Annotated in this window: 23 protein-coding genes; 9 read left to right on the forward strand and 14 right to left on the reverse strand. The window is 54.9% G+C overall.

Annotated features, from left to right (window positions below; all coding sequences use genetic code 11):
* The first annotated feature begins 4 nt into the window (after window positions 1-4).
* From ribD to thiL, 4 genes are all read left to right on the forward strand, one after another.
* Window positions 5-1111 carry a bifunctional diaminohydroxyphosphoribosylaminopyrimidine deaminase/5-amino-6-(5-phosphoribosylamino)uracil reductase RibD gene (gene ribD, locus ACP4QI_RS04645; RefSeq protein ID WP_426495151.1) on the forward strand — a complete coding sequence of 369 codons (1107 nt, stop codon included), beginning with the start codon at window positions 5-7 and terminating at the stop codon, window positions 1109-1111.
* 90 nt (window positions 1112-1201) lie between these two features.
* The gene (gene ribH, locus ACP4QI_RS04650) at window positions 1202-1672 is read left to right on the forward strand and encodes a 6,7-dimethyl-8-ribityllumazine synthase (protein WP_039032362.1); all 471 of its coding nucleotides are present in this window, start codon (window positions 1202-1204) and stop codon (window positions 1670-1672) included.
* Window positions 1673-1693: 21 nt separating this feature from the next.
* On the forward strand, window positions 1694-2113 hold the full coding sequence (gene nusB / locus ACP4QI_RS04655) for a transcription antitermination factor NusB (protein WP_032616814.1): 420 nt from the start codon (window positions 1694-1696) through the stop codon (window positions 2111-2113).
* Between the two features lie 78 nt (window positions 2114-2191).
* Entirely contained in the window at window positions 2192-3163 is a 972-nt protein-coding gene (gene thiL, locus ACP4QI_RS04660) for a thiamine-phosphate kinase (RefSeq protein WP_142488420.1), read from the forward strand.
* Between the two features lie 86 nt (window positions 3164-3249).
* On the opposite strand, the gene ACP4QI_RS04665 is transcribed toward thiL, so the two are convergent.
* The 4 genes from ACP4QI_RS04665 to xseB all read right to left on the reverse strand — a co-directional run bounded on the left by ACP4QI_RS04665 (window position 3250) and on the right by xseB (window position 7319).
* Window positions 3250-4224 (reverse strand): aldo/keto reductase, encoded by a 975-nt coding sequence (locus ACP4QI_RS04665; RefSeq protein ID WP_426495150.1) that lies wholly within the window; start codon window positions 4222-4224, stop codon window positions 3250-3252.
* A 65-nt stretch (window positions 4225-4289) separates the two neighbouring features.
* A complete protein-coding gene (gene dxs, locus ACP4QI_RS04670) occupies window positions 4290-6152 on the reverse strand; it encodes a 1-deoxy-D-xylulose-5-phosphate synthase (RefSeq protein WP_426495149.1) in 1863 nt (620 codons plus the stop codon).
* A gap of 24 nt (window positions 6153-6176) precedes the next feature.
* Window positions 6177-7076 carry a (2E,6E)-farnesyl diphosphate synthase gene (gene ispA, locus ACP4QI_RS04675; protein WP_142488423.1) on the reverse strand — a complete coding sequence of 300 codons (900 nt, stop codon included), beginning with the start codon at window positions 7074-7076 and terminating at the stop codon, window positions 6177-6179.
* Window positions 7077-7319: an exodeoxyribonuclease VII small subunit gene (gene xseB, locus ACP4QI_RS04680; protein WP_156263086.1), complete on the reverse strand. Its 243-nt coding sequence runs from the start codon at window positions 7317-7319 to the stop codon at window positions 7077-7079.
* 193 nt (window positions 7320-7512) lie between these two features.
* On the opposite strand from xseB, the gene thiI reads away from it, so the two are divergent.
* Window positions 7513-8961, forward strand: a complete 1449-nt coding sequence (gene thiI / locus ACP4QI_RS04685) for a tRNA uracil 4-sulfurtransferase ThiI (RefSeq protein WP_142488425.1) — start codon at window positions 7513-7515, stop codon at window positions 8959-8961.
* A 96-nt stretch (window positions 8962-9057) separates the two neighbouring features.
* Here the strand turns inward: thiI and yajL are convergent, their stop codons facing one another.
* Both yajL and panE read right to left on the reverse strand, forming a co-directional pair.
* Window positions 9058-9651 carry a protein deglycase YajL gene (gene yajL, locus ACP4QI_RS04690; protein ID WP_426495148.1) on the reverse strand — a complete coding sequence of 198 codons (594 nt, stop codon included), beginning with the start codon at window positions 9649-9651 and terminating at the stop codon, window positions 9058-9060.
* On the reverse strand, window positions 9614-10525 hold the full coding sequence (panE, locus tag ACP4QI_RS04695) for a 2-dehydropantoate 2-reductase (RefSeq protein ID WP_426495147.1): 912 nt from the start codon (window positions 10523-10525) through the stop codon (window positions 9614-9616). Before panE ends, yajL begins: the two co-directional genes overlap by 38 nt.
* A gap of 129 nt (window positions 10526-10654) precedes the next feature.
* On the opposite strand from panE, the gene ACP4QI_RS04700 reads away from it, so the two are divergent.
* Window positions 10655-11146: a YajQ family cyclic di-GMP-binding protein gene (locus ACP4QI_RS04700; RefSeq protein WP_333851047.1), complete on the forward strand. Its 492-nt coding sequence runs from the start codon at window positions 10655-10657 to the stop codon at window positions 11144-11146.
* A 29-nt stretch (window positions 11147-11175) separates the two neighbouring features.
* Here the strand turns inward: ACP4QI_RS04700 and ACP4QI_RS04705 are convergent, their stop codons facing one another.
* From ACP4QI_RS04705 to ACP4QI_RS04740, 8 genes are all read right to left on the reverse strand, one after another.
* A complete protein-coding gene (locus ACP4QI_RS04705) occupies window positions 11176-12537 on the reverse strand; it encodes an MFS transporter (protein WP_426495146.1) in 1362 nt (453 codons plus the stop codon).
* A 148-nt stretch (window positions 12538-12685) separates the two neighbouring features.
* Window positions 12686-13573, reverse strand: coding sequence for a heme o synthase (cyoE, locus tag ACP4QI_RS04710; protein ID WP_142488429.1), 888 nt, complete (start codon window positions 13571-13573; stop codon window positions 12686-12688).
* A gap of 11 nt (window positions 13574-13584) precedes the next feature.
* A complete protein-coding gene (locus ACP4QI_RS04715) occupies window positions 13585-13911 on the reverse strand; it encodes a cytochrome o ubiquinol oxidase subunit IV (RefSeq protein WP_142488430.1) in 327 nt (108 codons plus the stop codon).
* Window positions 13911-14525: a cytochrome o ubiquinol oxidase subunit III gene (locus ACP4QI_RS04720; RefSeq protein WP_142488431.1), complete on the reverse strand. Its 615-nt coding sequence runs from the start codon at window positions 14523-14525 to the stop codon at window positions 13911-13913. Before ACP4QI_RS04720 ends, ACP4QI_RS04715 begins: the two co-directional genes overlap by 1 nt.
* A complete protein-coding gene (gene cyoB, locus ACP4QI_RS04725; RefSeq protein ID WP_142488432.1) occupies window positions 14515-16506 on the reverse strand; it encodes a cytochrome o ubiquinol oxidase subunit I in 1992 nt (663 codons plus the stop codon). Before cyoB ends, ACP4QI_RS04720 begins: the two co-directional genes overlap by 11 nt.
* Before the next feature lie 16 nt (window positions 16507-16522).
* Window positions 16523-17470, reverse strand: coding sequence for a cytochrome o ubiquinol oxidase subunit II (gene cyoA / locus ACP4QI_RS04730; RefSeq protein WP_142488433.1), 948 nt, complete (start codon window positions 17468-17470; stop codon window positions 16523-16525).
* Between the two features lie 477 nt (window positions 17471-17947).
* Window positions 17948-19423 (reverse strand): muropeptide MFS transporter AmpG, encoded by a 1476-nt coding sequence (gene ampG / locus ACP4QI_RS04735; RefSeq protein ID WP_426495145.1) that lies wholly within the window; start codon window positions 19421-19423, stop codon window positions 17948-17950.
* Between the two features lie 45 nt (window positions 19424-19468).
* On the reverse strand, window positions 19469-20047 hold the full coding sequence (locus ACP4QI_RS04740; protein WP_142488435.1) for a lipoprotein: 579 nt from the start codon (window positions 20045-20047) through the stop codon (window positions 19469-19471).
* A 304-nt stretch (window positions 20048-20351) separates the two neighbouring features.
* Between ACP4QI_RS04740 and bolA the strand changes: the two genes are divergently transcribed.
* The 3 genes from bolA (at window position 20352) to clpP (ending at window position 23183) form a co-directional block, all read left to right on the forward strand.
* Window positions 20352-20669: a transcriptional regulator BolA gene (gene bolA, locus ACP4QI_RS04745; RefSeq protein WP_039032378.1), complete on the forward strand. Its 318-nt coding sequence runs from the start codon at window positions 20352-20354 to the stop codon at window positions 20667-20669.
* A 331-nt stretch (window positions 20670-21000) separates the two neighbouring features.
* The gene (gene tig / locus ACP4QI_RS04750; protein ID WP_142488437.1) at window positions 21001-22299 is read left to right on the forward strand and encodes a trigger factor; all 1299 of its coding nucleotides are present in this window, start codon (window positions 21001-21003) and stop codon (window positions 22297-22299) included.
* 260 nt (window positions 22300-22559) lie between these two features.
* On the forward strand, window positions 22560-23183 hold the full coding sequence (clpP, locus tag ACP4QI_RS04755; RefSeq protein ID WP_032616835.1) for an ATP-dependent Clp endopeptidase proteolytic subunit ClpP: 624 nt from the start codon (window positions 22560-22562) through the stop codon (window positions 23181-23183).
* Window positions 23184-23294 lie beyond the last annotated feature (111 nt).

The raw sequence follows: 23294 nt of genomic DNA on the forward strand, positions 1-23294 counted from the left end.
GCACATGCAGGATGAGATTTACATGGCGCGAGCGCTGAAGCTGGCGCAACGCGGGCGGTTTACCACCCATCCCAATCCGAACGTCGGCTGCGTTATCGTTAAGGATGGCGAGATCGTCGGGGAAGGTTTTCACTATCGTGCCGGTGAGCCGCATGCTGAAGTCCATGCCCTGCGCATGGCTGGAGAGAAGGCGCGCGGCGCAACCGCCTACGTCACGCTGGAACCCTGCAGCCATCACGGGCGCACGCCGCCGTGCTGCGATGCCCTTATTGCGGCGGGCGTTGCACGGGTTGTTGCGGCGATGCAGGATCCCAATCCGCAGGTCGCCGGTCGCGGTCTTTATCGCCTGCAGCAGGCGGGCATTGAGGTCAGCCACGGCCTGATGATGAGTGAAGCCGAACGCTTGAACAAAGGTTTCCTCAAGCGGATGCGGACCGGTTTTCCCTATATCCAGCTGAAGCTGGGCGCCTCCCTGGATGGCCGCACGGCGATGGCCAGCGGCGAAAGCCAGTGGATCACCTCCCCGCAGGCAAGGCGCGATGTGCAACGTCTGCGCGCGCAAAGCCATGCTATCCTCACCAGCCATGCCACCGTGCTGGCCGACGATCCTGCGCTGACCGTGCGCTGGGATGAGCTAAACGCAGATACCCAGGCGCTCTACCCGCAGGAGAATTTACGCCAGCCGCTGCGGATTGTGGTTGATCGGCAGAATCGGGTCACCCCTGAGCACCGCATTGTGCAGCAGTCGGGCGAGACCTGGTTTGCCCGCACCCGGGAAGACGCGCGCAGCTGGCCGGAAGGCGTGCGCAGCATTCTGGTGCCGGAGCACAATGGGCATCTGGATCTGGTAGTGCTGATGATGCTGCTGGGTAAACAGCATCAGATCAACAGCATCTGGGTTGAAGCCGGCCCAACGCTGGCTGGGGCTCTATTACAGGCCGGGCTGGTGGATGAGCTGATTGTCTATCTGGCGCCTAAACTGTTAGGCAGCGACGCACGCGGCCTGTGCGTGTTGCCAGGGCTGGAAAAACTGGCGGATGCGCCCGCGTTTAACTTTAGCGAGATACGCCCGGTTGGACCGGATCTCTGTCTCCACCTGACCACCGCGTAAGGCTTGCCTAAATAGGGAAGCAGTGCGCAAAATATTATGATAAAATCCGCCCCCCTGCGGGGCCACCAAATGAACCCGTTAAGGAAGAGTATGAACATTATTGAAGCAGCCGTTGCTACCCCGGACGCTCGCGTCGCCATCACCATTGCGCGTTTCAACAACTTCATCAACGACAGCCTGCTGGATGGCGCGATTGACGCCCTGAAACGTATCGGCCAGGTGAAAGACGAAAACATTACCGTTGTCTGGGTTCCGGGTGCTTACGAACTGCCTCTGGCAGCGGGCGCACTGGCGAAAACCGGCAAGTACGATGCGGTTATCGCGCTGGGTACCGTGATTCGTGGCGGCACCGCGCATTTTGAATATGTTGCGGGTGGTGCAAGCAACGGTCTGGCGCACGTGGCACAGGATGCAGAAATTCCTGTCGCTTTCGGCGTACTCACCACTGAAAGTATTGAACAAGCCATCGAACGCGCTGGCACCAAAGCCGGTAACAAAGGTGCAGAAGCTGCACTGACCGCGCTTGAAATGATCAATGTATTGAAAGCCATCAAGGCCTGATTTTTTTGTAAGGGGAATTCCGTGAAACCTGCTGCTCGTCGCCGCGCCCGTGAATGTGCCGTCCAGGCACTTTACTCCTGGCAGTTGTCCCAGAACGACATCGCTGATGTTGAATACCAGTTCCTGGCGGAACAAGACGTCAAAGACGTTGACGTCGTGTACTTCCGTGAACTGCTGTCGGGAGTGGCGACTAATAGCGCGTATCTCGACGGTCTGATGAAGCCGTACCTGTCCCGTCTGCTCGAAGAGCTGGGCCAGGTTGAAAAAGCTGTGCTGCGTATCGCACTGTTTGAGCTGTCGAAGCGTGATGATGTGCCTTACAAAGTGGCCATCAACGAAGCGATCGAACTGGCGAAAACCTTCGGTGCTGAAGACAGCCATAAATTTGTGAATGGCGTGCTGGATAAAGCTGCACCTGCGATCCGTCCCCGTAAAAAGTGATCCGCAAGCCGGAGTTTCGTATCGCCTTCGGGCGGTGCGGGCTCCGGTTTTTTTATTTTCTTTGCTGAGGCATAACGTATGGCATGTGGCGAATTTTCCCTGATTGCCCGTTATTTTGACCGAGTCAGAAACTCGCGTCGCGATGTAGAAACCGGCATCGGCGACGACTGTGCACTTCTCAATATCCCCGAAAAACAGACCCTGGCGATCAGCACTGACACCTTAGTGTCGGGGCATCATTTCCTGCCGGATATCGATCCTGCCGATCTGGCGTATAAAGCGCTGGCGGTGAACGTGAGCGATCTGGCGGCGATGGGGGCCGATCCAGCGTGGTTAACGCTGGCGCTGACCCTGCCGAAGGTCGATGAATGCTGGCTTGAGGCCTTTAGCGACGCGCTGTTTGAACAGCTTAACTATTACGATATGCAGCTGATCGGTGGCGATACCACCGCCGGACCGCTGTCGATGACCCTGGCGATCCACGGCTATGTGCCGGTGGGGCGGGCGCTGAAACGCTCGGGCGCGAAACCGGGCGACTGGATTTACGTCACCGGTACGCCGGGTGACAGCGCGGCAGGGCTGGCTATATTGCAGAAGCGCCTGGCGGTCGATAACGACCGGGATGCGGCTTATTTTGTGCAACGCCATTTGCGCCCGACGCCGCGGATACTGCACGGCCAGGCGTTGCGCGATCGCGCCAGTTCAGCTATTGACCTCTCGGATGGCCTGATCTCCGATCTCGGCCATATCCTGAAAGCCAGCGGCGTGGGCGCGCGCATTGACCTGGATCTGTTCCCGCTCTCTGACGCGATGCGCAGGCACGTGGAGCCCGAACAGGCGCTGCGCTGGGCGCTCTCTGGCGGTGAAGACTATGAGCTGTGCTTTACCGTTCCCGAGCTGAACCGCGGCACGCTGGATGTGGCCTTAGCCAATCTTGGGGCCGGATTTACCTGTATCGGCCAGATTATGCCGGAAAGCGAAGGGATGCAGTTCGTGCAGAACGGCTCGCCGGTGACGCTCGACTGGAAGGGTTACGACCACTTTGCGTGATGCCGGGGGCGCTGCGCTTGCCCGGCCTAAAAAACCATGCACGCACCGTAGGCCGGGTAAGGCGAAGCCGCCACCCGGCTTTTTTATTACTTAAATCCCACCACCGGATGCTGCTTGTACGGCGTCTCCAGCTCGGCTATCTGTTCCGGGGTAAGGGTGATATCCACGGCGTTGATCAACTCGTCCAGCTGCTCTTCGCGCGACGCACCGATAATCGGTGCAGCAACGCCCCGCTTGCTCAGCACCCATGCCAGCGCCACCTGAGCGCGCGTTACCCCAAGCTCCTCTGAAATCCCGGTTAAACGCTCGGCAATCTGCGCGTTATTGGCTTCGGTTTCGTCATACAGCGTTTTGCCAAACTCATCCGATACCGAGCGGGCAGTGGTCTCTCCCCACGGGCGGGTTAACCGCCCGCGCGCCAGCGGACTCCACGGGATCACCGCCACGCCGTGCTGATAGCACAGGGGCAACATCTCGCGCTCTTCTTCGCGATAGATCAGGTTGTAGTGATCCTGCATGGTGACAAAGGGCGCCCAGCCGTGCTGTTCCTGCAGCGCCAGCGCTTCGGCAAACTGGGCGGCATGCATCGAGGAGGCGCCGATATAGCGCGCTTTGCCTGCTCTGACGACGTCGTTCAGCGCTTCCAGCGTCTCTTCAATTGGGGTGTTGTAATCCCAGCGGTGGATCTGCAGTAGATCGACGTGATCCATGTTCAGCCGTCGCAGGCTGTCATCAATGGAGCGCAGGATCTGCGCCCGGGAGAGGCCTTCCGGCAGATCGCCCACCTGATGGTAAACCTTGGTGGCGACCACCACCTCGTCGCGGCGGGCGAATTCGCGCAGTGCCCGGCCAACGATCTCTTCGCTGCTGCCGTCGGAGTAGCTGTTGGCGGTATCAAAGAAGTTAATGCCGCCCTCAAGGGCGTGTTTGATGATCGGACGGCTGCTCTCTTCCGGCAGCGTCCAGGCGTGCTTACCCCGGTCCGGTTCGCCAAAGGTCATGCAGCCCAGGCAAAGACGGGAAACCTTAAGATCCGTTTTTCCTAATGTATTGTATTGCATGGTTCCACTCCTGCTGATTACTTAAAACGTACCGTTAAGCATAGCAGGAGCGGAAAGGGGAGGGATTATGCCAGCCAGGCGTTAATACGGGATTCGATACCGGCAGCATCCAGGCCGATGTCGGCGCGGGCTTCGTCCTGCGTACCCTGCGGGATAAAGTGATCCGGCAGGCCGAGGTTCAGCACCGGCACGGCTTTACGCTTCGCCATCAGTACTTCATTCACACCGCTGCCTGCGCCACCCATAATGGCATTCTCTTCCAGCGTGATCAGCGCCTCGTGCCGTGACGCCATCTCCAGAATCAGCGCCTCATCGAGCGGCTTCACAAAGCGCATATCCACCAGCGTCGCGTTAAGGGACTCTGCCACTTTTGCCGCTTCCGGCATCAGCGTACCGAAATTCAGGATCGCCAGCTTCTCACCGCGACGTTTGACAACGCCTTTACCAATCGGCAGTTTCGCCAGCGGCTCCAGGGTGACGCCAACCGCGTTACCGCGCGGATAACGCACGGCGGTAGGGCCATCCTGATAGTGATAGCCGGTGAACAGCATCTGACGACATTCGTTCTCGTCGCTTGGGGTCATCACCACCATGTCCGGGATACAGCGCAGGAAGGAGAGATCGAACGCCCCCTGGTGCGTCTGGCCGTCGGCGCCGACAATACCCGCCCGGTCAATGGCAAACAGCACCGGCAGTTTCTGAATGGCGACGTCATGGATCACCTGATCGTAGGCGCGCTGCAGGAAGGTGGAGTAGATTGCCACGACCGGCTTGTAACCGCCAATCGCCAGGCCTGCGGCAAAGGTCACCGCATGTTGCTCGGCAATAGCGACATCAAAATATTGCGTCGGGTATTTGCGGGAAAACTCGACCATACCGGAGCCTTCGCGCATCGCCGGGGTCACGGCCATCAGTTTGCTGTCTTTAGCCGCGGTTTCGCACAGCCAGTCGCCGAAGATTTTAGAATAGCTCGGCATCCCGCCGCTGCTTTTTGGCAGGCAGCCGCTGGTCGGGTCGAATTTGGGTACCGCGTGGAAGGTGATCGGATCTTTTTCCGCCGGTTCGTAGCCCCGGCCTTTTTTGGTCATGATGTGCAGGAACTGCGGGCCTTTCAGGTCGCGCATGTTTTTCAGCGTCGAGACCAGCCCCAGCACGTCGTGCCCGTCCACCGGACCGATATAGTTAAAGCCCAGCTCTTCGAAAAGCGTACCCGGAACCACCATCCCTTTAATATGCTCTTCGGTGCGTTTGAGGAGCTCTTTAATCGGCGGCACGCCGGAGAAGACTTTTTTGCCGCCTTCGCGCAGGCTGGAGTAAAGCTTGCCGGAGAGCAGATTCGCCAGATGGTTGTTCAGCGCCCCGACGTTTTCGGAAATCGACATTTCGTTGTCATTGAGGACCACCAGCATGTCGGGTTTGATATCGCCCGCGTGGTTCATCGCCTCGAAGGCCATCCCGGCGGTGATTGCTCCATCGCCAATGACGCAGACGGTACGGCGCTGTTTGTTCTCTTTGGCCGCCGCAACGGCTACCCCGATCCCGGCAGAAATGGAGGTGGAGGAGTGGCCGACGCTCAGCACGTCGTATTCGCTTTCGCCTCGCCACGGGAAAGGATGCAGGCCGCCTTTCTGGCGAATGGTGCCAATTTTATCGCGACGGCCGGTGAGAATTTTGTGCGGATAAGCCTGATGGCCCACGTCCCAGATCAGCTGATCGAACGGCGTGTTATAGACATAATGCAGCGCCACGGTGAGCTCCACCGTGCCAAGCCCGGAGGCGAAATGGCCGCTGGAGCGGCTTACGCTGTCGAGCAGATAGCGACGCAGCTCGTCGCACAGCTTCGGCAGACTCTCTTTCGGCAACAGACGTAACTCCTGGGTGGAGTCAACCAACGCCAGTGTCGGGTATTTGGCAATATCAAAACTCATCAGAGACTCATCGTGGTGTTTTCGTTATTTATCACGCTGGATTATATAGTCCGCTAGCGCTTCCAGTGCCGAAGTGTCCAGTGACTGCGCGGCCAGTTGCTCAAGCGACTGGCGGGCATCCGCAATCAGGTCCCGGGCTTTTTGTTGGGCTTGCTCAAGGCCCAGAAGGGCGGGATAGGTACTTTTGCCAAGCTGCTGATCGGCACCCTGACGTTTACCCAATGTTGCAGTATCGCCCACGACATCCAGAATGTCATCCTGAACCTGGAAGGCTAAACCGATACTTTCTGCGTAGCGATCCAGAACCGGCAGGGCTTTGCGACCCTGCTCACCCGCGCTCAGCGCGCCCAGACGAACGGCGGCGCGAATCAATGCCCCGGTCTTGTGGCGATGAATACGCTCCAGCTGTTCCAGATTAACCTGACGACCTTCGGCCTCTAAATCCAGCGCCTGACCGCCGCACATGCCTGCCACCCCGCTGGCCATTGCCAGCTCGGAAACCATCGCCAGACGATCGCGATCCGCCACTTCCACCATCGGCGCATCGCTCAGAATCGAGAAGGCCAGGGTTTGCAGGGCATCGCCTGCCAGAATGGCGTTCGCTTCGCCAAACTTAATGTGGCAGGTCGGCTGGCCGCGACGCAGATCGTCGTCGTCCATCGCCGGCAGATCGTCGTGGATCAGCGAGTAGGCGTGAATACACTCGACCGCAGCCGCTGGTGCATCCAGCGTATCGGCGCTGATCCCGAACATCCCGCCAGTGGCATACACCAGAAAAGGACGCAGGCGTTTGCCGCCTAACAGTGCGCCATAATGCATGGCCTCAACCAGTGGAGTGTTCTGAAAAGGCTGCGGAGCGATAAAACGGCGCAATGCGTCGTCAGCACGCCCGACGCACGCCTGAAGCTGGTTCGAAAAGTCCATCTACTCGGCATCCGGTGTGAAGGGGGTCGTGGCGGCATCTTCGCTATCGGAGAGCAGGATCTGCACGCGTTGTTCCGCCTGCTGCAGCTTAACCTGACCCTGGCGCGCCAGCTGCACGCCGCGTTCGAATTCATTAAGCGCCTCTTCTAACGGCAGGTCGCCGCTTTCCAGACGGGTAACGATTTGCTCCAGTTCACTCAGCGCAGTTTCGAAACTGGCGGGTGCATCGTTTTTCTTCGGCATAGTGAATGTCTGACTCTCAGTTTTTATATCCCTGATATGGTATCGGACTCAGGGTAATTATCAAATAACGCGCAATGTGCACAGGAGCCACGCTATGGTGGTATACTTCCGCGCCTGGATGCAGCCCTGGAAATGTGGGCTGCTGTACTTTTCCATTACAAGCCTTATCGCTTGCCAAAGAAACATTGCCGCCATGAAGTTTATCATTAAATTGTTCCCGGAAATCACCATCAAAAGCCAATCTGTGCGTTTGCGCTTTATTAAAATTTTAACCGGGAACATTCGTAACGTTCTGAAGCACTACGACGAGACGCTGGCCGTCGTGCGTCACTGGGATCACGTTGAAGTCCGCGCTAAAGATGAAAACAAGCGCCTGGACATTCGTGATGCCTTAACCCGGATTCCGGGTATCCATCATATTCTGGAAGTGGAGGATGTTCCCTTCACTTCCCTGCACGACATCTTCGAAAAAGCGCTGGCGCAGTATCGCGATCTGATCGAAGGCAAAACCTTCTGCGTGCGCGCCAAGCGTCGCGGCAAGCATGAGTTTAGCTCCATTGAAGTTGAACGCTACGTGGGCGGCGGGCTGAATCAGCACGTTGAGTCTGCGCGCGTGCGTCTGACCAACCCGGAAGTGACCGTTAATCTGGAAATCGAAAACGACCGCCTGCTGCTGGTGAAAGGCCGCTATGAAGGTATCGGCGGCTTCCCGATTGGGACTCAGGAAGATGTGCTGTCGCTGATCTCCGGCGGTTTCGACTCTGGTGTTTCCAGCTATATGTTGATGCGTCGCGGCTGCCGCGTGCACTACTGCTTCTTTAACCTCGGCGGCGCGGCGCACGAAATTGGCGTGCGTCAGGTGGCTCACTATCTGTGGAACCGCTTCGGCAGCTCCCACCGCGTGCGTTTTGTGGCGATCAACTTTGAGCCTGTGGTCGGCGAGATCCTGGAGAAAGTGGACGACGGTCAGATGGGCGTAGTGCTGAAGCGCATGATGGTGCGTGCGGCCTCGAAAGTGGCTGAGCGTTACGGCGTGCAGGCGCTGGTCACCGGCGAAGCGCTGGGCCAGGTTTCCAGCCAGACCCTGACCAACCTGCGTCTTATTGATAACGTGTCGGATACGCTGATCCTGCGTCCGCTGATCTCTCACGATAAAGAGCACATCATCGATCTGGCGCGTGAAATCGGTACCGAAGACTTCGCCCGCACCATGCCGGAATACTGCGGTGTGATTTCCAAGAGCCCAACCGTGAAGGCGGTGAAGGCGAAGATCGAAGCGGAAGAAGAGAATTTCGATTTCAGCATTCTTGAGAAAGTGGTGGCTGAAGCCAATAACATCGATATCCGCGAGATTGCCCAGCAGACCGAGCAGGAGGTGGTGGAAGTCGAAACCGTTAACGGTTTCGGTCCTGACGACGTGCTGCTGGATATCCGTTCTGTTGATGAACAGGACGCGAAGCCGTTTGAGCCGGAAGGTGTGGAAGTGGCCTCGCTGCCGTTCTACAAGCTGAGCACCAAATTTGGCGATCTGGATAAGAGCAAAACCTATCTGCTGTGGTGCGAGCGCGGGGTGATGAGCCGTCTTCAGGCGCTGTATCTGCGCGAGCAGGGCTTTACCAATGTGAAGGTGTATCGCCCGTAGTTAAAATGCCCGGTGGCGCTACGCTTACCGGGCCTACAGGTTCGTTGCCCTTTGTAGGCCGGGTAAGGCGCAGCCGCCACCCGGCTTTTTTACACATTACGCTTCGTAATAGTTATAAATTCCTGCCGCCATCACCAGCGATGAGGCCACTTCATAGGCTTTTGCCCGCCCGACCAGCAGTTCAATAATCTTCAGCGCAAAATCAATCGACGTGCCCGGCCCCTGGCTGGTTAACAGGTTAACGCGCGGATCCCAGACCATGCGCTTATCCACCCACTGCTCTTCGGGGATTTTATTCTTCAGCGTCGGGAAACCGGTCATGTTGCCAATCGGGAAAATATTGTGCGGCACCAGTACGGTGGCCGCGGCCGCGCAGATGGCGGCGACAATTCGCCCGGAATGGTGGAACTGCCTGACCGTCTCGACCAGCAGCGGGCTGTCGCGAAAGCACTCCGCCCCCTTAATACCACCCGGCAGAACGATGACATCGTAATCACCGTCGGCGACCTCTACCAGCGGAGCATCGGCCACGAGCTTAACCCCGCGCGAGCAGGTGATGATCAGGTTGCCATCGCTGGCAACGCTTGCCGTCGTGACCTTAATGCCGGCGCGAACCAGCAGGTCGATAGTGGTGACCGCTTCGGTCTCTTCGCTACCAGGGGCGAGGCATACCAGTGCCGACACGCTCATACTCACTCTCCTTACGTTTAACCTGTTCATACAGACGGACATTTTCTGGCACATTGATACCGTGCGCGCGGGCGCGTTTTAGCAGGTAACCGGTAATGTAGTCAATTTCGGTATGACGTAGCCCGCGGATATCCTGCAGCATTGAAGAGATGTTCTGGGCAGTGCTCTCAATGACCTCTTCAACGTAATAGCGAATATCGTCATCCGAGGTGTGAATGCCTTCGCGTTCCACGACGGCAGCCACTTCGGCGCACAAGATCGCCACGGTCTGCGGATGATTTTTAAGCTCACCATTTGGGCAATCCAGCAGAGCGGTCAGCGGATTAATCACGCAGTTCACCGCCAGCTTGCGCCACATTTGCGGGCGGATGTTATCGTGCCAGGCGACATCCGGCAGCACCTGCTGAAAACGATCCGCCAGATAACTGTAGTCCCCCTCCTGTGCTCTGGCCGGGCCGATATGGGTCATCCCACTTGCGACATGGACAATCACGTTGCCGTCACGGCGGGCGGCATGGGTGGTGATGGCCATCAGCAGCGGTTGGGGAACGCTTTTGAGCTCTTCAATGGTGCCCATCCCGTTGTGGACTAACATAATCGGTGAAGAGGGGGGAAGGGTGGACGCCAGCGCCCGCACGGCATCCGAGACCTGCCAGGCTTTCAGGGTAACCAGCAGCAGATCGCTTTGCGCCAGGAAATCAGGATCGTTGGAAGTAAGAGATTCGTTAAAGATACTCCCGTCTTCTTCAATCAGGTTTACACTGCAATAGGGTTGTGGCACGCGCAACCAGCCCTGGACTTCGTGTCCCTGTTTGCAAAGTGCGGCGAGCCAGAGTTGTCCCAGTGCCCCGCATCCGAGCACGGTAATTTTCATCGTTCCTCCTCACCTGCAACTATGCCAGGTGTTACAACATATAGTATAGCGTCGACAACTAAGCTTCTGTTGAGTTATGCCCCGTAGCGGGTATTATGCAACGCAACAAAAGTGAAGGGAGAAGAAAAGATGCCATCTTTCGATATTGTTTCTGAAGTTGATATCCAGGAAGTACGTAACGGCGTGGACAACGCCAGCCGTGAAGTTGAGTCACGTTTCGATTTTCGTGGCGTTGAGGCCAGTTTTGAGCTGAACGACGCAAATAAGACCATTAAAGTGCTGAGCGAGTCCGATTTCCAGGTCACCCAGCTGCTGGACATTCTGCGCGCCAAGCTGCTGAAGCGCGGCATCGAAGGGACCTCCCTCGACGTGCCGGAGACCTTCGTACACAGCGGCAAAACCTGGTTTGTTGAAGCCAAACTGAAGCAGGGCATTGAGAGCGCGATGCAGAAGAAAATCGTTAAGCTCATCAAGGACAGCAAGCTGAAGGTACAGGCACAGATTCAGGGTGAAGAGATCCGTGTCACCGGTAAATCCCGCGACGATCTGCAGGGCGTGATGGCGCTGGTGCGTGGCGGCGATCTTGGCCAGCCGTTCCAGTTCAAGAACTTCCGCGATTAAGAAAAAGCCCGGCGATGCCGGGCTTTTTTTCAGGCTTTCAGCGCCTGCTCAACTTCAAACCGGTTTGTCACTTTACTGTCGATTTTGACATACAGACTGCGCTCTTCCGGCACCAGTAATACCTCGCTGACACCCTCTTTAGCTTCAAGGCGCTGTTTCAATGCCTCACTCACCTCGACATCATGCGGAATTTCAACCCGCAGGCTGCTGACATAACGCGGCTCTTTCATGGTGCTGGCGACTAGCAGCCAGACCGTTGCCAGCAGCGCACCCGCCAGGAATACGGTTTGTGAATCAAACATGCCATCGACCCAGCCTCCGAGAGATCCCCCGATCGCCACGCCGATAAACTGGCTGGTGGAGTAGATCCCCATCGCCGTTCCTTTATAGCCTGCCGGGGACTCTTTACTGATTAGCGATGGCAGCAAAGCTTCCATCAGGTTGAAGGCAAGGAAGAATAACTGCACACCCGCGACCAGTTCCCAGAAGTGCGGACCTGAGCCCCAGAGCACAATTTCGGCAATCAACAGCAGGGCGACGCACGCCAGGAAGACGCGCTTCATCCGGCGCTTCACTTCGGCATAAATAATAAACGGCACCACGGACACAAAAGAGATGAGCATGGTGAACAGGTAGATTTTCCAGTGCTCTGCCGCCGGAAAACCAGCCGCGGCCAGCTGGCCTGGGAGGGCGACGAAGGTAGACATCAGCAGGATATGCAGACACATGATGCCGAAGTTGAGTTTCAGCAGACGCGGTTCCGCCAGCACTTTGCTGAAGCAGCCTTTGACCATCCCCGATTCGCGGTTGAGCACATGATTTTTACTGTCCGGTACAACCCAGATTGTCAGGGCGATACCGAGGGTCGCCAGCACGGCGATCATCCAGAACAGGGCGTTTAGACCCAGCGCATGGGTAATGATCGGGCCGAGAACCATCGCGATAGCAAAGGTCACGCCGAAGCTCACGCCAATAAAGGCCATCGCTTTGGTGCGATTCTGTTCGCGAGTCAGATCGGAAAGCAGCGCCATGACCGCAGCGGCGATGGCGCCGGAACCCTGCAATGCACGTCCGAGAATGATGCCCCAAATGGAGTGGGAGAGGGCGGCAATCACACTACCAAGCACAAATACCAGCAGCCCGCCAACGATAAGCGGTTTACGGCCAACGCGATCGGAGAGCAAACCAAAGGGGATCTGAAAGACCGCCTGAGCCAGACCGTAAATACCGATGGCAAGACCAATTAACGCCTCGCTTGCTCCCTGTAATGCCATGCCATAAGTGGTCAGAACGGGCAGGACCATAAACATGCCGAGCATACGCAATGAGAAAACAGTCCCTAAACCCCAGGTGGCGCGTAACTCGCCTGGCGTCATTTTATAATCGTTCATTACCACCTCAACTCAAAAGCAGGCATTAGTGTAGTGCGGGGAAGGGGCGGGGTAAACAACCTGTTATTTAACAAATATTACATACGTTATTAATGGATTTTATGAATAAAAAAAGGGTGCCGAAGCACCCTTTTTATCTATCCGAATCTTACCAGACGTAAGTCAGCAGATTTTGTGAATCGGGCACCATAAAATCGACGGACATCATCACCGAGAGGGAAGTGATAGCGACAATCGAGAACACAAACAGTTTGCGTGCCCAGACTTTGTCGTCTTCCACTTTATAGCCTCGCAGTGCCATGCCGAGCCACCAGACGCTCACCGCCGCAGCAACCACCAGATATTTGTACCCAGCGTAACCGCCCAGAGAGAGCATCAGCGTAGCAACCGCAAAAGCAATGATGTAGAGCGTGATATGGTTCTTGGCGACGGAAATGCCTTTCACCACCGGCAGAACCGGGATGTTCGCTGCCTGATAATCCTTAAAGCGGAAAATCGCAATGGCATAGGAGTGCGGCATCTGCCACAGGCTAAAGATAGCCAGCAGGATAGCCGCACCGCTGTCGAACTCGTTGGTGACCGCGCAGTAGCCAATCACCGGCGGCGCAGCGCCGGAGAGCGAACCAATCAGCGTACCGTAGACGGAGTGACGTTTCATATACAGGCTGTAGACGCCCACATACACCACGAAACCCATCACCCCCAGCCAACAGGCCAGAGGGTTGGCGCCGAACCACAGCAGCATAAAGCCAGCAATACCCAGCAAGGTGGCGTACACCAGCGAGACGGCAGGGGACATCAGGCCTTTAACCAGCACCCGATTTTTCGTCCTTTCCATCTTCCTGTCGATATCCATGTCGATGTAGTTGTTAAATACACAACCGGACGCAACAACCAGTGACACCCCAATCAGCGTGTTAATAAAGAGGGTGTAATCAATGCTGCCCTTAGAGGCCAGCAGGAACCCTCCGATCACGGAGATCAGGTTGCCAAAGATGATGCCTGGTTTTGTGACTTGCAGGTATTGCTTAAACATACTCGCCGCTCTTAGTGAACCATCATGTTGTAGTTAAGGTTCCACATAATCCAGATGGAGCCGACTACCAGGATTGCGATGATAATCACGGTAAAGATGAATGCCGTCATGTTCCAGCCTTCATCGGACTTAGTGTTCATGTGCAGGAAGCAAACCAGATGCACGAGGATCTGAACGACGGCAGTCACCAGAATCGTGCCCAGAATGACCGCTTTAGAACCAGAACCGTTCATCACCATCCAGAACGGGATAAGCGTCAGGATGATCGACAGGATGAAACCTGTCATGTAGGTTTTTACGCTGCCATGGGAAGCGCCATGATCGTTTGAATGACTCATTACATCGCCCCCATCAGATACACTACAGAGAACACACAGATCCAAACCACATCCAGGAAGTGCCAGAACAGGCTCAGGCACATAATACGGGTGCGGTTAGTGCTGGTCAGGCCGCGACGGGATACCTGGAACATCAGTACCGCCATCCAGATCAGGCCGGAGGTTACGTGCAGACCGTGAGTACCTACCAGCGCGAAGAACGCTGACAGGAAGCCACTGCGGTCCGGACCGAAACCTTCCACGATCAGGTGGTGGAACTCATAGATTTCCATCCCGATAAATCCAGCACCAAACAGCCAGGTCAACGCCAGCCAGGAGACGACCTGGCTCTTGTTGTTCTTATACATGGCAATTGCGGCCATGCCGTAGGTGATGGAGCTGAACAGCAGCAGTGCGGTTTCAACCAGAACGAACGGCAGCTCGAAGATGTCCTTACCGGTCGGGCCGCCCGCTGTGCCGTTCACCAGAACGGCATAGGTCGCGAACAGACAGCAGAACAGGATGCAGTCGCTCATCAGGTAGATCCAGAAGCCGAAGACTTTCATCGGCCCTGTATCATGGTGCCCGTGTTCATGCGCATGGGCAGTCGCGTGGGTTAAAGTATCAGTTGCCATTTTTCAGCCCCGCTTTAGCAATCTCGTCGAAATGCTGTTTTTCCAGGATTTCAACTTCACGGACTGGTACGTAGTAGTCCACGTCCTCATCAAAGCTCTTCACAATCCAGCTGATCACGATGCCAGCGAAGCCGACGATCGCAAGCCACCAGATGTGCCAGATCATAGCGAAACCAAATACCGTAGCGAAGGCGGCGATAACCATGCCCGCTGCGCTGTTTTTCGGCATGTGGATCTCTTCGTAATGCGCTGGCTGCTTGTACGCTTCGCCTTTTTCTTTCATTTCCCAGAATGCGTCACGCTCATGAATGTGCGGCACAACGGCAAAGTTATAGAACGGCGGTGGAGAAGAGGTTGCCCACTCCAGCGTACGGCCACCCCATGGGTCACCGGTCAGGTCACGGTTCTGCTCACGGTCGCGAATTGAGACGTAGAACATATACAGCTGAGACGCGATACCACAGGCAATCAGCGCTGCACCCACGGCTGCAACAACCAGCATTGGGTGGAACTGCGGATCGATCTGCTGGCTCAGACGACGGGTCATACCCATGAAGCCCAGCACGTACAGCGGCATAAATGCGACGAAGAAGCCGATGATCCAGAACCAGAACGCGCGTTTACCCCATTTTTCATTCAGCGTGAAGCCGAACGCTTTTGGCCACCAGTAGGTTACGCCAGCGAAGCAGCCGAAGACGACGCCGCCGATGATAACGTTGTGGAAGTGCGCAATCAGGAACAGGCTGTTGTGCAGAACGAAGTCAGCACCCGGTACAGCCAGCAGTACGCCGGTCATCCCACCTACGGAGAAGGTCACGATGAAGCCGATAGTCCACAGCATTGCTGAGTGGAACTGGATACGGCCCTGGTACATGGTGAACAGCCAGTTGAAGATCTTAACCCCGGTTGGGATCGCGATAATCATGGTGGTAATACCGAAGAAGGCGTTTACGTTCGCGCCCGCACCCATAGTGAAGAAGTGGTGCAGCCAAACGATGAACGACAGAACGGTAATACACACGGTTGCCCACACCAGCGAGGTGTAACCAAACAGACGCTTACGCGAGAAGGTCGCTGCGATTTCGGAGAACACACCGAAGACCGGCAGAACCAGGATGTACACTTCAGGGTGACCCCATGCCCAAATCAGGTTGATGTACATCATCATGTTGCCGCCCATATCATTGGTGAAGAAATGGGTACCCAGATAGCGATCCAGGGTCAGCAGCGCGACGGTAACAGTCAGGATTGGGAAGGAGGCGATAATCAGGATGTTGGCGCACAGAGATGCCCAGGTAAATACTGGCATCTTGAACATCGTCATACCTGGGGCACGCATCTTCAGGATAGTCACGAAGAAGTTAATACCGGTCAGGGTCGTACCGACACCGGAGAGCTGCAGCGCCCAAATCCAGTAATCAACCCCTACACCAGGACTGTATTCAATTCCTGAAAGCGGCGGGTAAGCCAGCCAGCCGGTCTGAGCAAATTCGCCCACACCCAGTGACAGGTTAACCAGAATCACACCGACAACCGTGAACCAGAAGCTCAGGTTGTTCAGGAACGGGAACGCAACGTCGCGCGCGCCGATTTGCAGCGGCACAACCACGTTCATCAGACCGATAACCAGCGGCATCGCCACGAAGAAGATCATAATCACGCCGTGCGCGGTAAAGATCTGATCGTAGTGGTGCGGTGGCAGGAAGCCTGCTTCGCCAGCGGAGGCAAGCGCCTGCTGGCTACGCATCATGATTGCATCGGCAAAGCCACGAATTAACATGACGATACCGACGATGCAGTACATGATACCGAGTTTTTTGTGGTCGACCGAAGTCAGCCACTCATTCCACAGATAGCTCCACTTACCGAAGTAAGTGATCAGGCCAATTAAGGCTGCGCCACCAATGATAATTGCAGCAAGCGTAACCACGATAATTGGTTCATGGTACGGCACCGCATCCAGTGTCAATTTTCCGAACATTTTCTTCCTCGGCCCCTTAGTGAGAGGTTTCCGCGTGGCTCATGTCCATGCCTTCCATCCCTTCGTGCTTGCTATGCTCGCCTTCAGGTTGGGTCACGTCCATGCTCTTGCCGTGGTCCATAAATTTGCCAATAACGTCTTTGAACAAATTCGGTTTCACGTTAGAGAAGTACTCCACCTTGTTGTATTCGCTAGGTGTTGCCACTTTTTCGAACGTAGCCATGTCAGACATGGTGTTCGGAGACTGTTTCGCTTTAGCAACCCACTGGTCGAAAGCGGCACGGTCAGGCGTGGCAATGGCTTTGAACTTCATACCAGAGAAGCCCGGGCCACTGTAGCTGGCGGAGATACCATCATAGGTGCCTGCTTCATTCGCGATCAGGTGCAGGTTGGTCTGCATACCGGCCATCGCGTAAATCTGGCTACCCAGACGCGGGATAAAGAAGGAGTTCATCACGGAGTTAGACGTTACTTTGAACTGCACCGGGACGTTCGCCGGGAAGGCGATTTCATTTACGGTAGCAATGCCCTGTTCCGGGTAGATGAAGAACCATTTCCAGTCCATGGAGACGACTTCGATCGTAATCGGTTTCTCATCGTGAACCAGCGGTTTTGCAGGTTCGAGCGCGTGAGTGGTTTTCCATGTCAGTACGGCAAGGAACAGGATGATCAGAATCGGCACCGTCCAGACCACAGCTTCCACTTTATTGGAGTGTGACCAGTTAGGGCTATACTTCGCATCTTTGTTGCTCGCACGATACTTCCAGGCGAAACCAACAGCCATCAAGATGGCGGGAATCACGACGATCATCATCAGGCCAAAAGCCGTCAGAATGAGCGAACGTTGCTCCAGTCCAATCTGTCCTTTGGGGTCTAGCAGCGCAGAATCACAGCCACTGAGTAATACAGTGCCTGCAAATAACGACAACCATCCCAAACTTTTATTGTATTTCCTAAGTGTCATTTAACGACCTCAATTCCACGGGGACCTGGTGGCGTTTAAAGTGTGGGGGCATTTTACGGGAACGTTACATTACTGTAAACATCATTAGACCTGTGTCAGGAACGTGTTACCAGGTTCTGCCAGGGAAGTCACAGATGTTGCAAATTATAACCGTTTTTCAGACGCAAGCACCGCCAGACGGGCGTTATAACGAAACAGACTCTGTAGGTAGGGTAAAAAGGGCAATTGGTATAACCATTGCTGAAAACAAACAATTCATTAACAAATAATCATCAATAAAGAGACAAATAAAAAACGTAAAATTAATGTTTCGTTTGCTGAATCGGTTAACGAAAAATACCCTATATCCCATGCTCCAATAATTTCCGGAATTCTAAGAGGCACGAAACAACAAATATTATTTTTCCATGACCAAATTTATTTGCCGTTATAATTTACATGGGTGATTACAACGGAAAATAACATTTTGCGCCGGTTTTACACCCTCTGTCTCTCACGCATGGCCAGATAGTCAAGGAGGGCTCCCGTGAGGATCCCACTCAGCGCCAGCAGCGCGCCGATGTCCAGCAGGAGCAGGCTAAACGGCAGTACGAGGGCGGTGGTGGCATTGACGATCGTTACGATGAGCCACAGTGCGAGCGTCAGACATCCCACCAGCAATATTCTTAACGCGAAGCGATAGGCTGACGGGAAACGCGTCCTGACCATAAAGTGTTCCGTCTGCTGGGTATATTCCAGCGAGCGGCGGCATAGTAATAGCAACAGCAGTCCCGGAATGGCCGCAAAGACGGAGAAGAGATAAAACTCAGCCCAACCGTGCGCTTCCACAAACCAGCCCGCGATAGGGCCGACGTAAACCCGCCCCACGGCTGAGAGCGCAGAGAGCAGGGCGAACTGGGTAGCGGAGAAGGATTTGTTGCACAGGGTCATCAGCAGGGCGACAAACGCAGCCGTTCCCATCCCGCCGCACAGGTTTTCAAAGAATACCGCCGCCGCCATGCTGAGCATATGCTTATCGGTGATGGAGAGCAGCCAGTAACCAGCATTCGACACACCCTGCAGAATGCCGAAGATCAGCAGCGCGCGGAACAGGCTTAAACGCTGCATCAGGACTCCGCCATACAGCGCGCCGATAATAGTGGCGATTAATCCCAGCGTCTTGTTGACCACACCCACTTCACCGGCATCAAAGCCCACGCCGCGGATCAGAAAGGTGGTGGTCAGGCTCATGGCAAACGCATCACCGAGTTTATACAGCACAATCAGCAGCAGAATGATCCAGGCATTGTTGCGGCCAAAGAAGTCGCGCAGCGGTTCGGCAACCGCCTGCTCAAGTGAGCGGGGAACGGGAATAACATCGCTCGGTTCCGGCGCCAGGAAGGTCGCGATCATGCACGGGATCAGCAGGGTGGCCATCAGCCAGTACATGCCCTGCCAGCCGAGATAGCGGTCTGCCAGCCATAGCGCAAGCCCACCGGAGACCAGCATACCCAGACGGTAGCCCAGCACGCTGATGGCGGCCCCGGTCCCACGCTCTTTGGCCGAGAGCACATCCGTTTTCCAGGCATCAAAAACGATATCCTGCGACGCGGAGCAGAAGGCAATCACCACCGCCAGCGCGGCCATCCAGCGAAGCTGCGAGGCAGGTTCGAGGAAGCCCATCGCAGCAATCGCCAGCAGCAGCATCGCCTGGGTCATCAGCAACCAGCCACGACGCCTGCCGAGGAAAGGCGGGGTGTAGCGGTCCATCATCGGCGACCATAAAAACTTGAAGACATAGGCCTGGCCGACCAGCGAGAAGAAGCCGATAGTTTTAAGATCGATATCTTCTACGGTCATCCACGCCTGTAACGTGCCCGATGTCAGTGCAAGGGGTAAACCGGAGGCGAAACCAAGGATCAGCAGGATAGCTGATTTAGGTTGCTGGAAAATACGTAGGTATTGACTGGACATGGGCAGGTTAACTGACCCGACCGGAAGTCGGGTCAGCAGGCTGAATTAACGTGCGTTCTGCTTGATGAATTCGTGAATGCTGGTGTCCTGCGCCATATCGGCGATGGTGTCGGTCAGCACGCTGTTTACGGCATTAGCGATATTGGTGTTGGTGGCCTGGAAGGCGCCTTCAACAGAGTAGCTTGCACGGTAGTTCTTATTCATCTTGTTGCCGTTCTTCGCGGTGGCGATGATGGCGATATCCGCTTTGGTCGCGATGTTATAGCGCACGTTGCCCTGAGAGACGTCAGCGTACAGGTTGTTGACGATGATCTGCAGATCAACCGCGCCGCTTGGACCAACCATATAGCCGCGTGCGGTCATTTGCTTCTCAAGCACTTCCTGCAGCAAGAAACGCAGATCGCGAGAGGCCGTCAGGGTCACCAGCTGGTTGTCACGAGTGACTTTCGCCAGCGCCTGGTCTTTACGCTGATCTGCACCGTTGATGCTCACGGTGACGCCCATCAGGCTTGGATCCTGCTGCGGCAGAGAGATCTTCGGAGAAACATCAATGGTGGTGGGTGGGGTTGCACAGCCGGCCAGCATAAACAGGGCGACTAAAGGGAAAAAGAGTTTTTTTAACATGTTCAGGCTCTCAACGAATCGTAAGCATATATAGAAAAAAATTGCCGCCATCATAACATCGCCAACGGCAAGGGGAAGTGGTCAACGCATGTAAATTCATCGCCTTGTCTGAAAACTGACCAACTGAAACGCTTTTCCGTTATTCGGACGACAAAACGACTCCCCCCTTATAGGACTTCATTCGCTTGAATGAGAAAATCAGATGAAAGCTAAATTTTTGTTGTCTTCTTGTTATGCAAGCGGTAAAAGCGGCTAATATTTAAAGGGATGGGTGACATCTCAGCGTTGTCGGAGGAGTAATTTCATGATGATACGTGAACAGATTGAAGATAAGTTAAGGGCGGCCTTTGAACCTGTGTTCCTTGAAGTCGTCGACGAAAGTTATCGTCATAACGTACCGGCAGGCTCTGAGAGCCACTTTAAAGTGGTGCTGGTCAGCGATCGTTTCGCTGGTGAGCGTTTTCTTAATCGTCACCGTATGATTTACGGAACCCTGACGGAAGAGCTCTCGACCACAGTCCATGCGCTGGCGTTGCATACTTATACGATCAAAGAGTGGAAGGGCTTGCAGGATACGATTTTCGCGTCGCCACCATGCCGGGGGGCAGGGACGATCGCGTAACAAATCCTGTTTGCAACAGCGGGAGCTTTTCCAGTATGTTGCATAAAGATTACGTCAAAACGGCCTGAGGGCCGTTTTGTTTTGTCCGGGTTTTGAGCCGGTGGCGCGATTTTAAGGCCGAAAATAGCCTGAATTTGTGAAAAAAGCCGCAGCAACATGCGCCAACCGTTCTCGACTCACTAAAGTGATGCCGCTATAATGCCGCGTCTTAATATGAATGTCTTCGGGATGATTCTGGCGACAGGGAATGTGAATCTGCTAAGAGAGCATCCCGGTATTGCGAGGCAAATTCAGAGTTGACCGAGCACTGTGATTTTTTTGAGGTAACAAGATGCAAGTTTCAGTTGAAACCACTCAAGGCCTTGGCCGCCGTGTAACGATTACAATCGCTGCTGACAGCATCGAAAACGCTGTAAAAAGCGAGCTGGTCAACGTAGCAAAGAAAGTCCGTATTGACGGCTTCCGCAAGGGCAAAGTACCGATGAATGTCGTTGCTCAGCGTTATGGCGCTTCTGTTCGCCAGGACGTGCTGGGTGACCTGATGAGCCGCAACTTCGTTGACGCGATCATCAAAGAAAAAATCAATCCAGCCGGTTCCCCGACCTATGTTCCGGGTGAATACAAACTGGGCGAAGACTTCACCTACGCGGTAGAGTTCGAAGTTTACCCGGAAGTTGAGCTGAAAGGTCTGGACGCGATCGAAGTTGAAAAACCAATCGTTGAAGTGACTGAAGCCGACGTTGACGGCATGCTGGACACCCTGCGTAAGCAGCAGGCGACCTGGAAAGACAAAGACGGCGCTGCGGATGCAGAAGACCGTGTCACCATCGACTTCTCCGGCTCTGTAGACGGCGAAGAGTTCGAAGGCGGCAAAGCGTCTGACTTCGTACTGGCGATGGGTCAGGGTCGTATGATCCCAGGCTTTGAAGACGGTATCAAAGGCCACAGCGCAGGCGAAGAGTTCACTATCGACGTGACCTTCCCGGAAGAGTACCACGCTGAAAACCTGAAAGGTAAAGCCGCGAAATTCGCGATTACCCTGAAGAAAGTTGAAGACCGCGAACTGCCAGAACTGACTGCAGATTTTATCAAGCGTTTCGGCGTTGAAGATGGTTCTGTTGAAGGCCTGCGTGCTGAAGTGCGTAAAAACATGGAACGCGAGCTGAAAGGCGCCGTGCGTAACCGCGTTAAGTCTCAGGCGATCGAAGGTCTGGTTAAAGCTAACGAAATCGAGATCCCATCTGCACTGATCGACAGCGAAATCGACGTTCTGCGTCGTCAGGCTGCACAGCGTTTCGGTGGCAATGAGAAACAAGCTCTGGAACTGCCTCGTGAGCTGTTCGAAGAGCAGGCTAAACGCCGCGTTGTTGTTGGTCTGCTGCTGGGTGAAGTAATTCGTACCCACGAGCTGAAAGCTGACGAAGAGCGTGTTAAAGGCCTGATCGAAGAGATGGCTTCTGCCTATGAAGATCCGTCAGAAGTGGTTGCTTTCTACGGCAGCAACAAAGAGCTGATGGAAAACATGCGCAACGTCGCACTGGAAGAGCAGGCTGTTGAAGCCGTTCTGGCCAAAGCGAAAGTGTCCGAAAAAGCCACTTCTTTCAACGAACTGATGAACCAACAGGCTTAATTCTGCCTGCTTTGTTTAAAGTTTGAGCAAAAAACCCGTTGCCTCCCGGCGGCGGGTTTTTTTTATCACAGTTCCAGGCCGTGAAGCGTGATAAAACGCCTTTTCAGTGTTAGCGTTAAAACAAAAGATTGTTATGCTTGAAATAGGGCTGAGCCGCCCCCATTAGTGGGGAAGCAGTATTAAAGAGACTGGCTGATAATCCGTCCGCAAGGTTACAATCAGTACAGCAGGTATTTTCATTTTTTATCCAGGAGACGGAAATGTCATACAGTGGCGAACGAGATAACTTTGCACCCCATATGGCGCTGGTGCCAATGGTTATTGAACAGACCTCTCGAGGTGAACGTTCTTTTGATATCTACTCCCGTCTGCTTAAAGAACGCGTTATTTTCATGACCGGCCAGGTGGAAGACCACATGGCGAACCTGATCGTAGCGCAGATGCTGTTTCTGGAAGCGGAAAACCCGGAAAAAGACATTTACCTGTACATCAACTCCCCAGGTGGCGTGATCACTGCCGGGATGTCCATTTACGATACCATGCAGTTCATCAAGCCTGATGTGAGCACCATTTGTATGGGCCAGGCGGCATCGATGGGCGCATTCCTGCTGACCGCAGGGGCGAAAGGCAAGCGTTTCTGCCTGCCAAACTCGCGCGTAATGATTCACCAGCCGCTGGGCGGGTATCAGGGCCAGGCGACAGATATTGAAATTCATGCCCGTGAAATCCTGAAGGTAAAAGGGCGCATGAATGAACTTATGGCTCATCATACGGGTCAATCACTAGAGCAGATCGAGCGTGATACCGAGCGCGATCGCTTCCTGTCCGCACCAGAGGCAGTAGAGTACGGCTTAGTCGACTCCATTTTGACCCACCGTAATTGATGCCCACGGCGCGGGTGTGCCGCTATACTATGGTAGGGCGGCACCTGGCTTACGAGCAGCCTGCGTCTGAGAATGGCATTTGCGTCGTCATGTGCGGCACAAAGAACTTAA

This window comes from Leclercia sp. TB492, from assembly GCF_049974505.2.
Taxonomy (GTDB): Bacteria; Pseudomonadota; Gammaproteobacteria; order Enterobacterales; family Enterobacteriaceae; genus Enterobacter; species Enterobacter adecarboxylatus_C.

What these genes read in the sequence shown, in the direction of transcription:
- ACP4QI_RS04740 (WP_142488435.1), bottom strand. Translation starts at nt 20,047, where the DNA reads ATGTTAAAAAAACTCTTTTTCCCTTTAGTCGCCCTGTTTATGCTGGCC.
- yajL (WP_426495148.1), bottom strand. Translation starts at nt 9,651, where the DNA reads ATGAGCGTGTCGGCACTGGTATGCCTCGCCCCTGGTAGCGAAGAGACC.
- tig (WP_142488437.1), top strand. Translation starts at nt 21,001, where the DNA reads ATGCAAGTTTCAGTTGAAACCACTCAAGGCCTTGGCCGCCGTGTAACG.
- ampG (WP_426495145.1), bottom strand. Translation starts at nt 19,423, where the DNA reads ATGTCCAGTCAATACCTACGTATTTTCCAGCAACCTAAATCAGCTATC.
- ACP4QI_RS04715 (WP_142488430.1), bottom strand. Translation starts at nt 13,911, where the DNA reads ATGAGTCATTCAAACGATCATGGCGCTTCCCATGGCAGCGTAAAAACC.
- ACP4QI_RS04705 (WP_426495146.1), bottom strand. Translation starts at nt 12,537, where the DNA reads ATGAACGATTATAAAATGACGCCAGGCGAGTTACGCGCCACCTGGGGT.
- cyoA (WP_142488433.1), bottom strand. Translation starts at nt 17,470, where the DNA reads ATGACACTTAGGAAATACAATAAAAGTTTGGGATGGTTGTCGTTATTT.
- ispA (WP_142488423.1), bottom strand. Translation starts at nt 7,076, where the DNA reads ATGGACTTTTCGAACCAGCTTCAGGCGTGCGTCGGGCGTGCTGACGAC.
- ACP4QI_RS04700 (WP_333851047.1), top strand. Translation starts at nt 10,655, where the DNA reads ATGCCATCTTTCGATATTGTTTCTGAAGTTGATATCCAGGAAGTACGT.
- thiL (WP_142488420.1), top strand. Translation starts at nt 2,192, where the DNA reads ATGGCATGTGGCGAATTTTCCCTGATTGCCCGTTATTTTGACCGAGTC.
- ribD (WP_426495151.1), top strand. Translation starts at nt 5, where the DNA reads ATGCAGGATGAGATTTACATGGCGCGAGCGCTGAAGCTGGCGCAACGC.
- cyoB (WP_142488432.1), bottom strand. Translation starts at nt 16,506, where the DNA reads ATGTTCGGAAAATTGACACTGGATGCGGTGCCGTACCATGAACCAATT.
- bolA (WP_039032378.1), top strand. Translation starts at nt 20,352, where the DNA reads ATGATGATACGTGAACAGATTGAAGATAAGTTAAGGGCGGCCTTTGAA.
- thiI (WP_142488425.1), top strand. Translation starts at nt 7,513, where the DNA reads ATGAAGTTTATCATTAAATTGTTCCCGGAAATCACCATCAAAAGCCAA.
- dxs (WP_426495149.1), bottom strand. Translation starts at nt 6,152, where the DNA reads ATGAGTTTTGATATTGCCAAATACCCGACACTGGCGTTGGTTGACTCC.
- xseB (WP_156263086.1), bottom strand. Translation starts at nt 7,319, where the DNA reads ATGCCGAAGAAAAACGATGCACCCGCCAGTTTCGAAACTGCGCTGAGT.
- clpP (WP_032616835.1), top strand. Translation starts at nt 22,560, where the DNA reads ATGTCATACAGTGGCGAACGAGATAACTTTGCACCCCATATGGCGCTG.
- ribH (WP_039032362.1), top strand. Translation starts at nt 1,202, where the DNA reads ATGAACATTATTGAAGCAGCCGTTGCTACCCCGGACGCTCGCGTCGCC.
- ACP4QI_RS04665 (WP_426495150.1), bottom strand. Translation starts at nt 4,224, where the DNA reads ATGCAATACAATACATTAGGAAAAACGGATCTTAAGGTTTCCCGTCTT.
- panE (WP_426495147.1), bottom strand. Translation starts at nt 10,525, where the DNA reads ATGAAAATTACCGTGCTCGGATGCGGGGCACTGGGACAACTCTGGCTC.
- ACP4QI_RS04720 (WP_142488431.1), bottom strand. Translation starts at nt 14,525, where the DNA reads ATGGCAACTGATACTTTAACCCACGCGACTGCCCATGCGCATGAACAC.
- cyoE (WP_142488429.1), bottom strand. Translation starts at nt 13,573, where the DNA reads ATGTTTAAGCAATACCTGCAAGTCACAAAACCAGGCATCATCTTTGGC.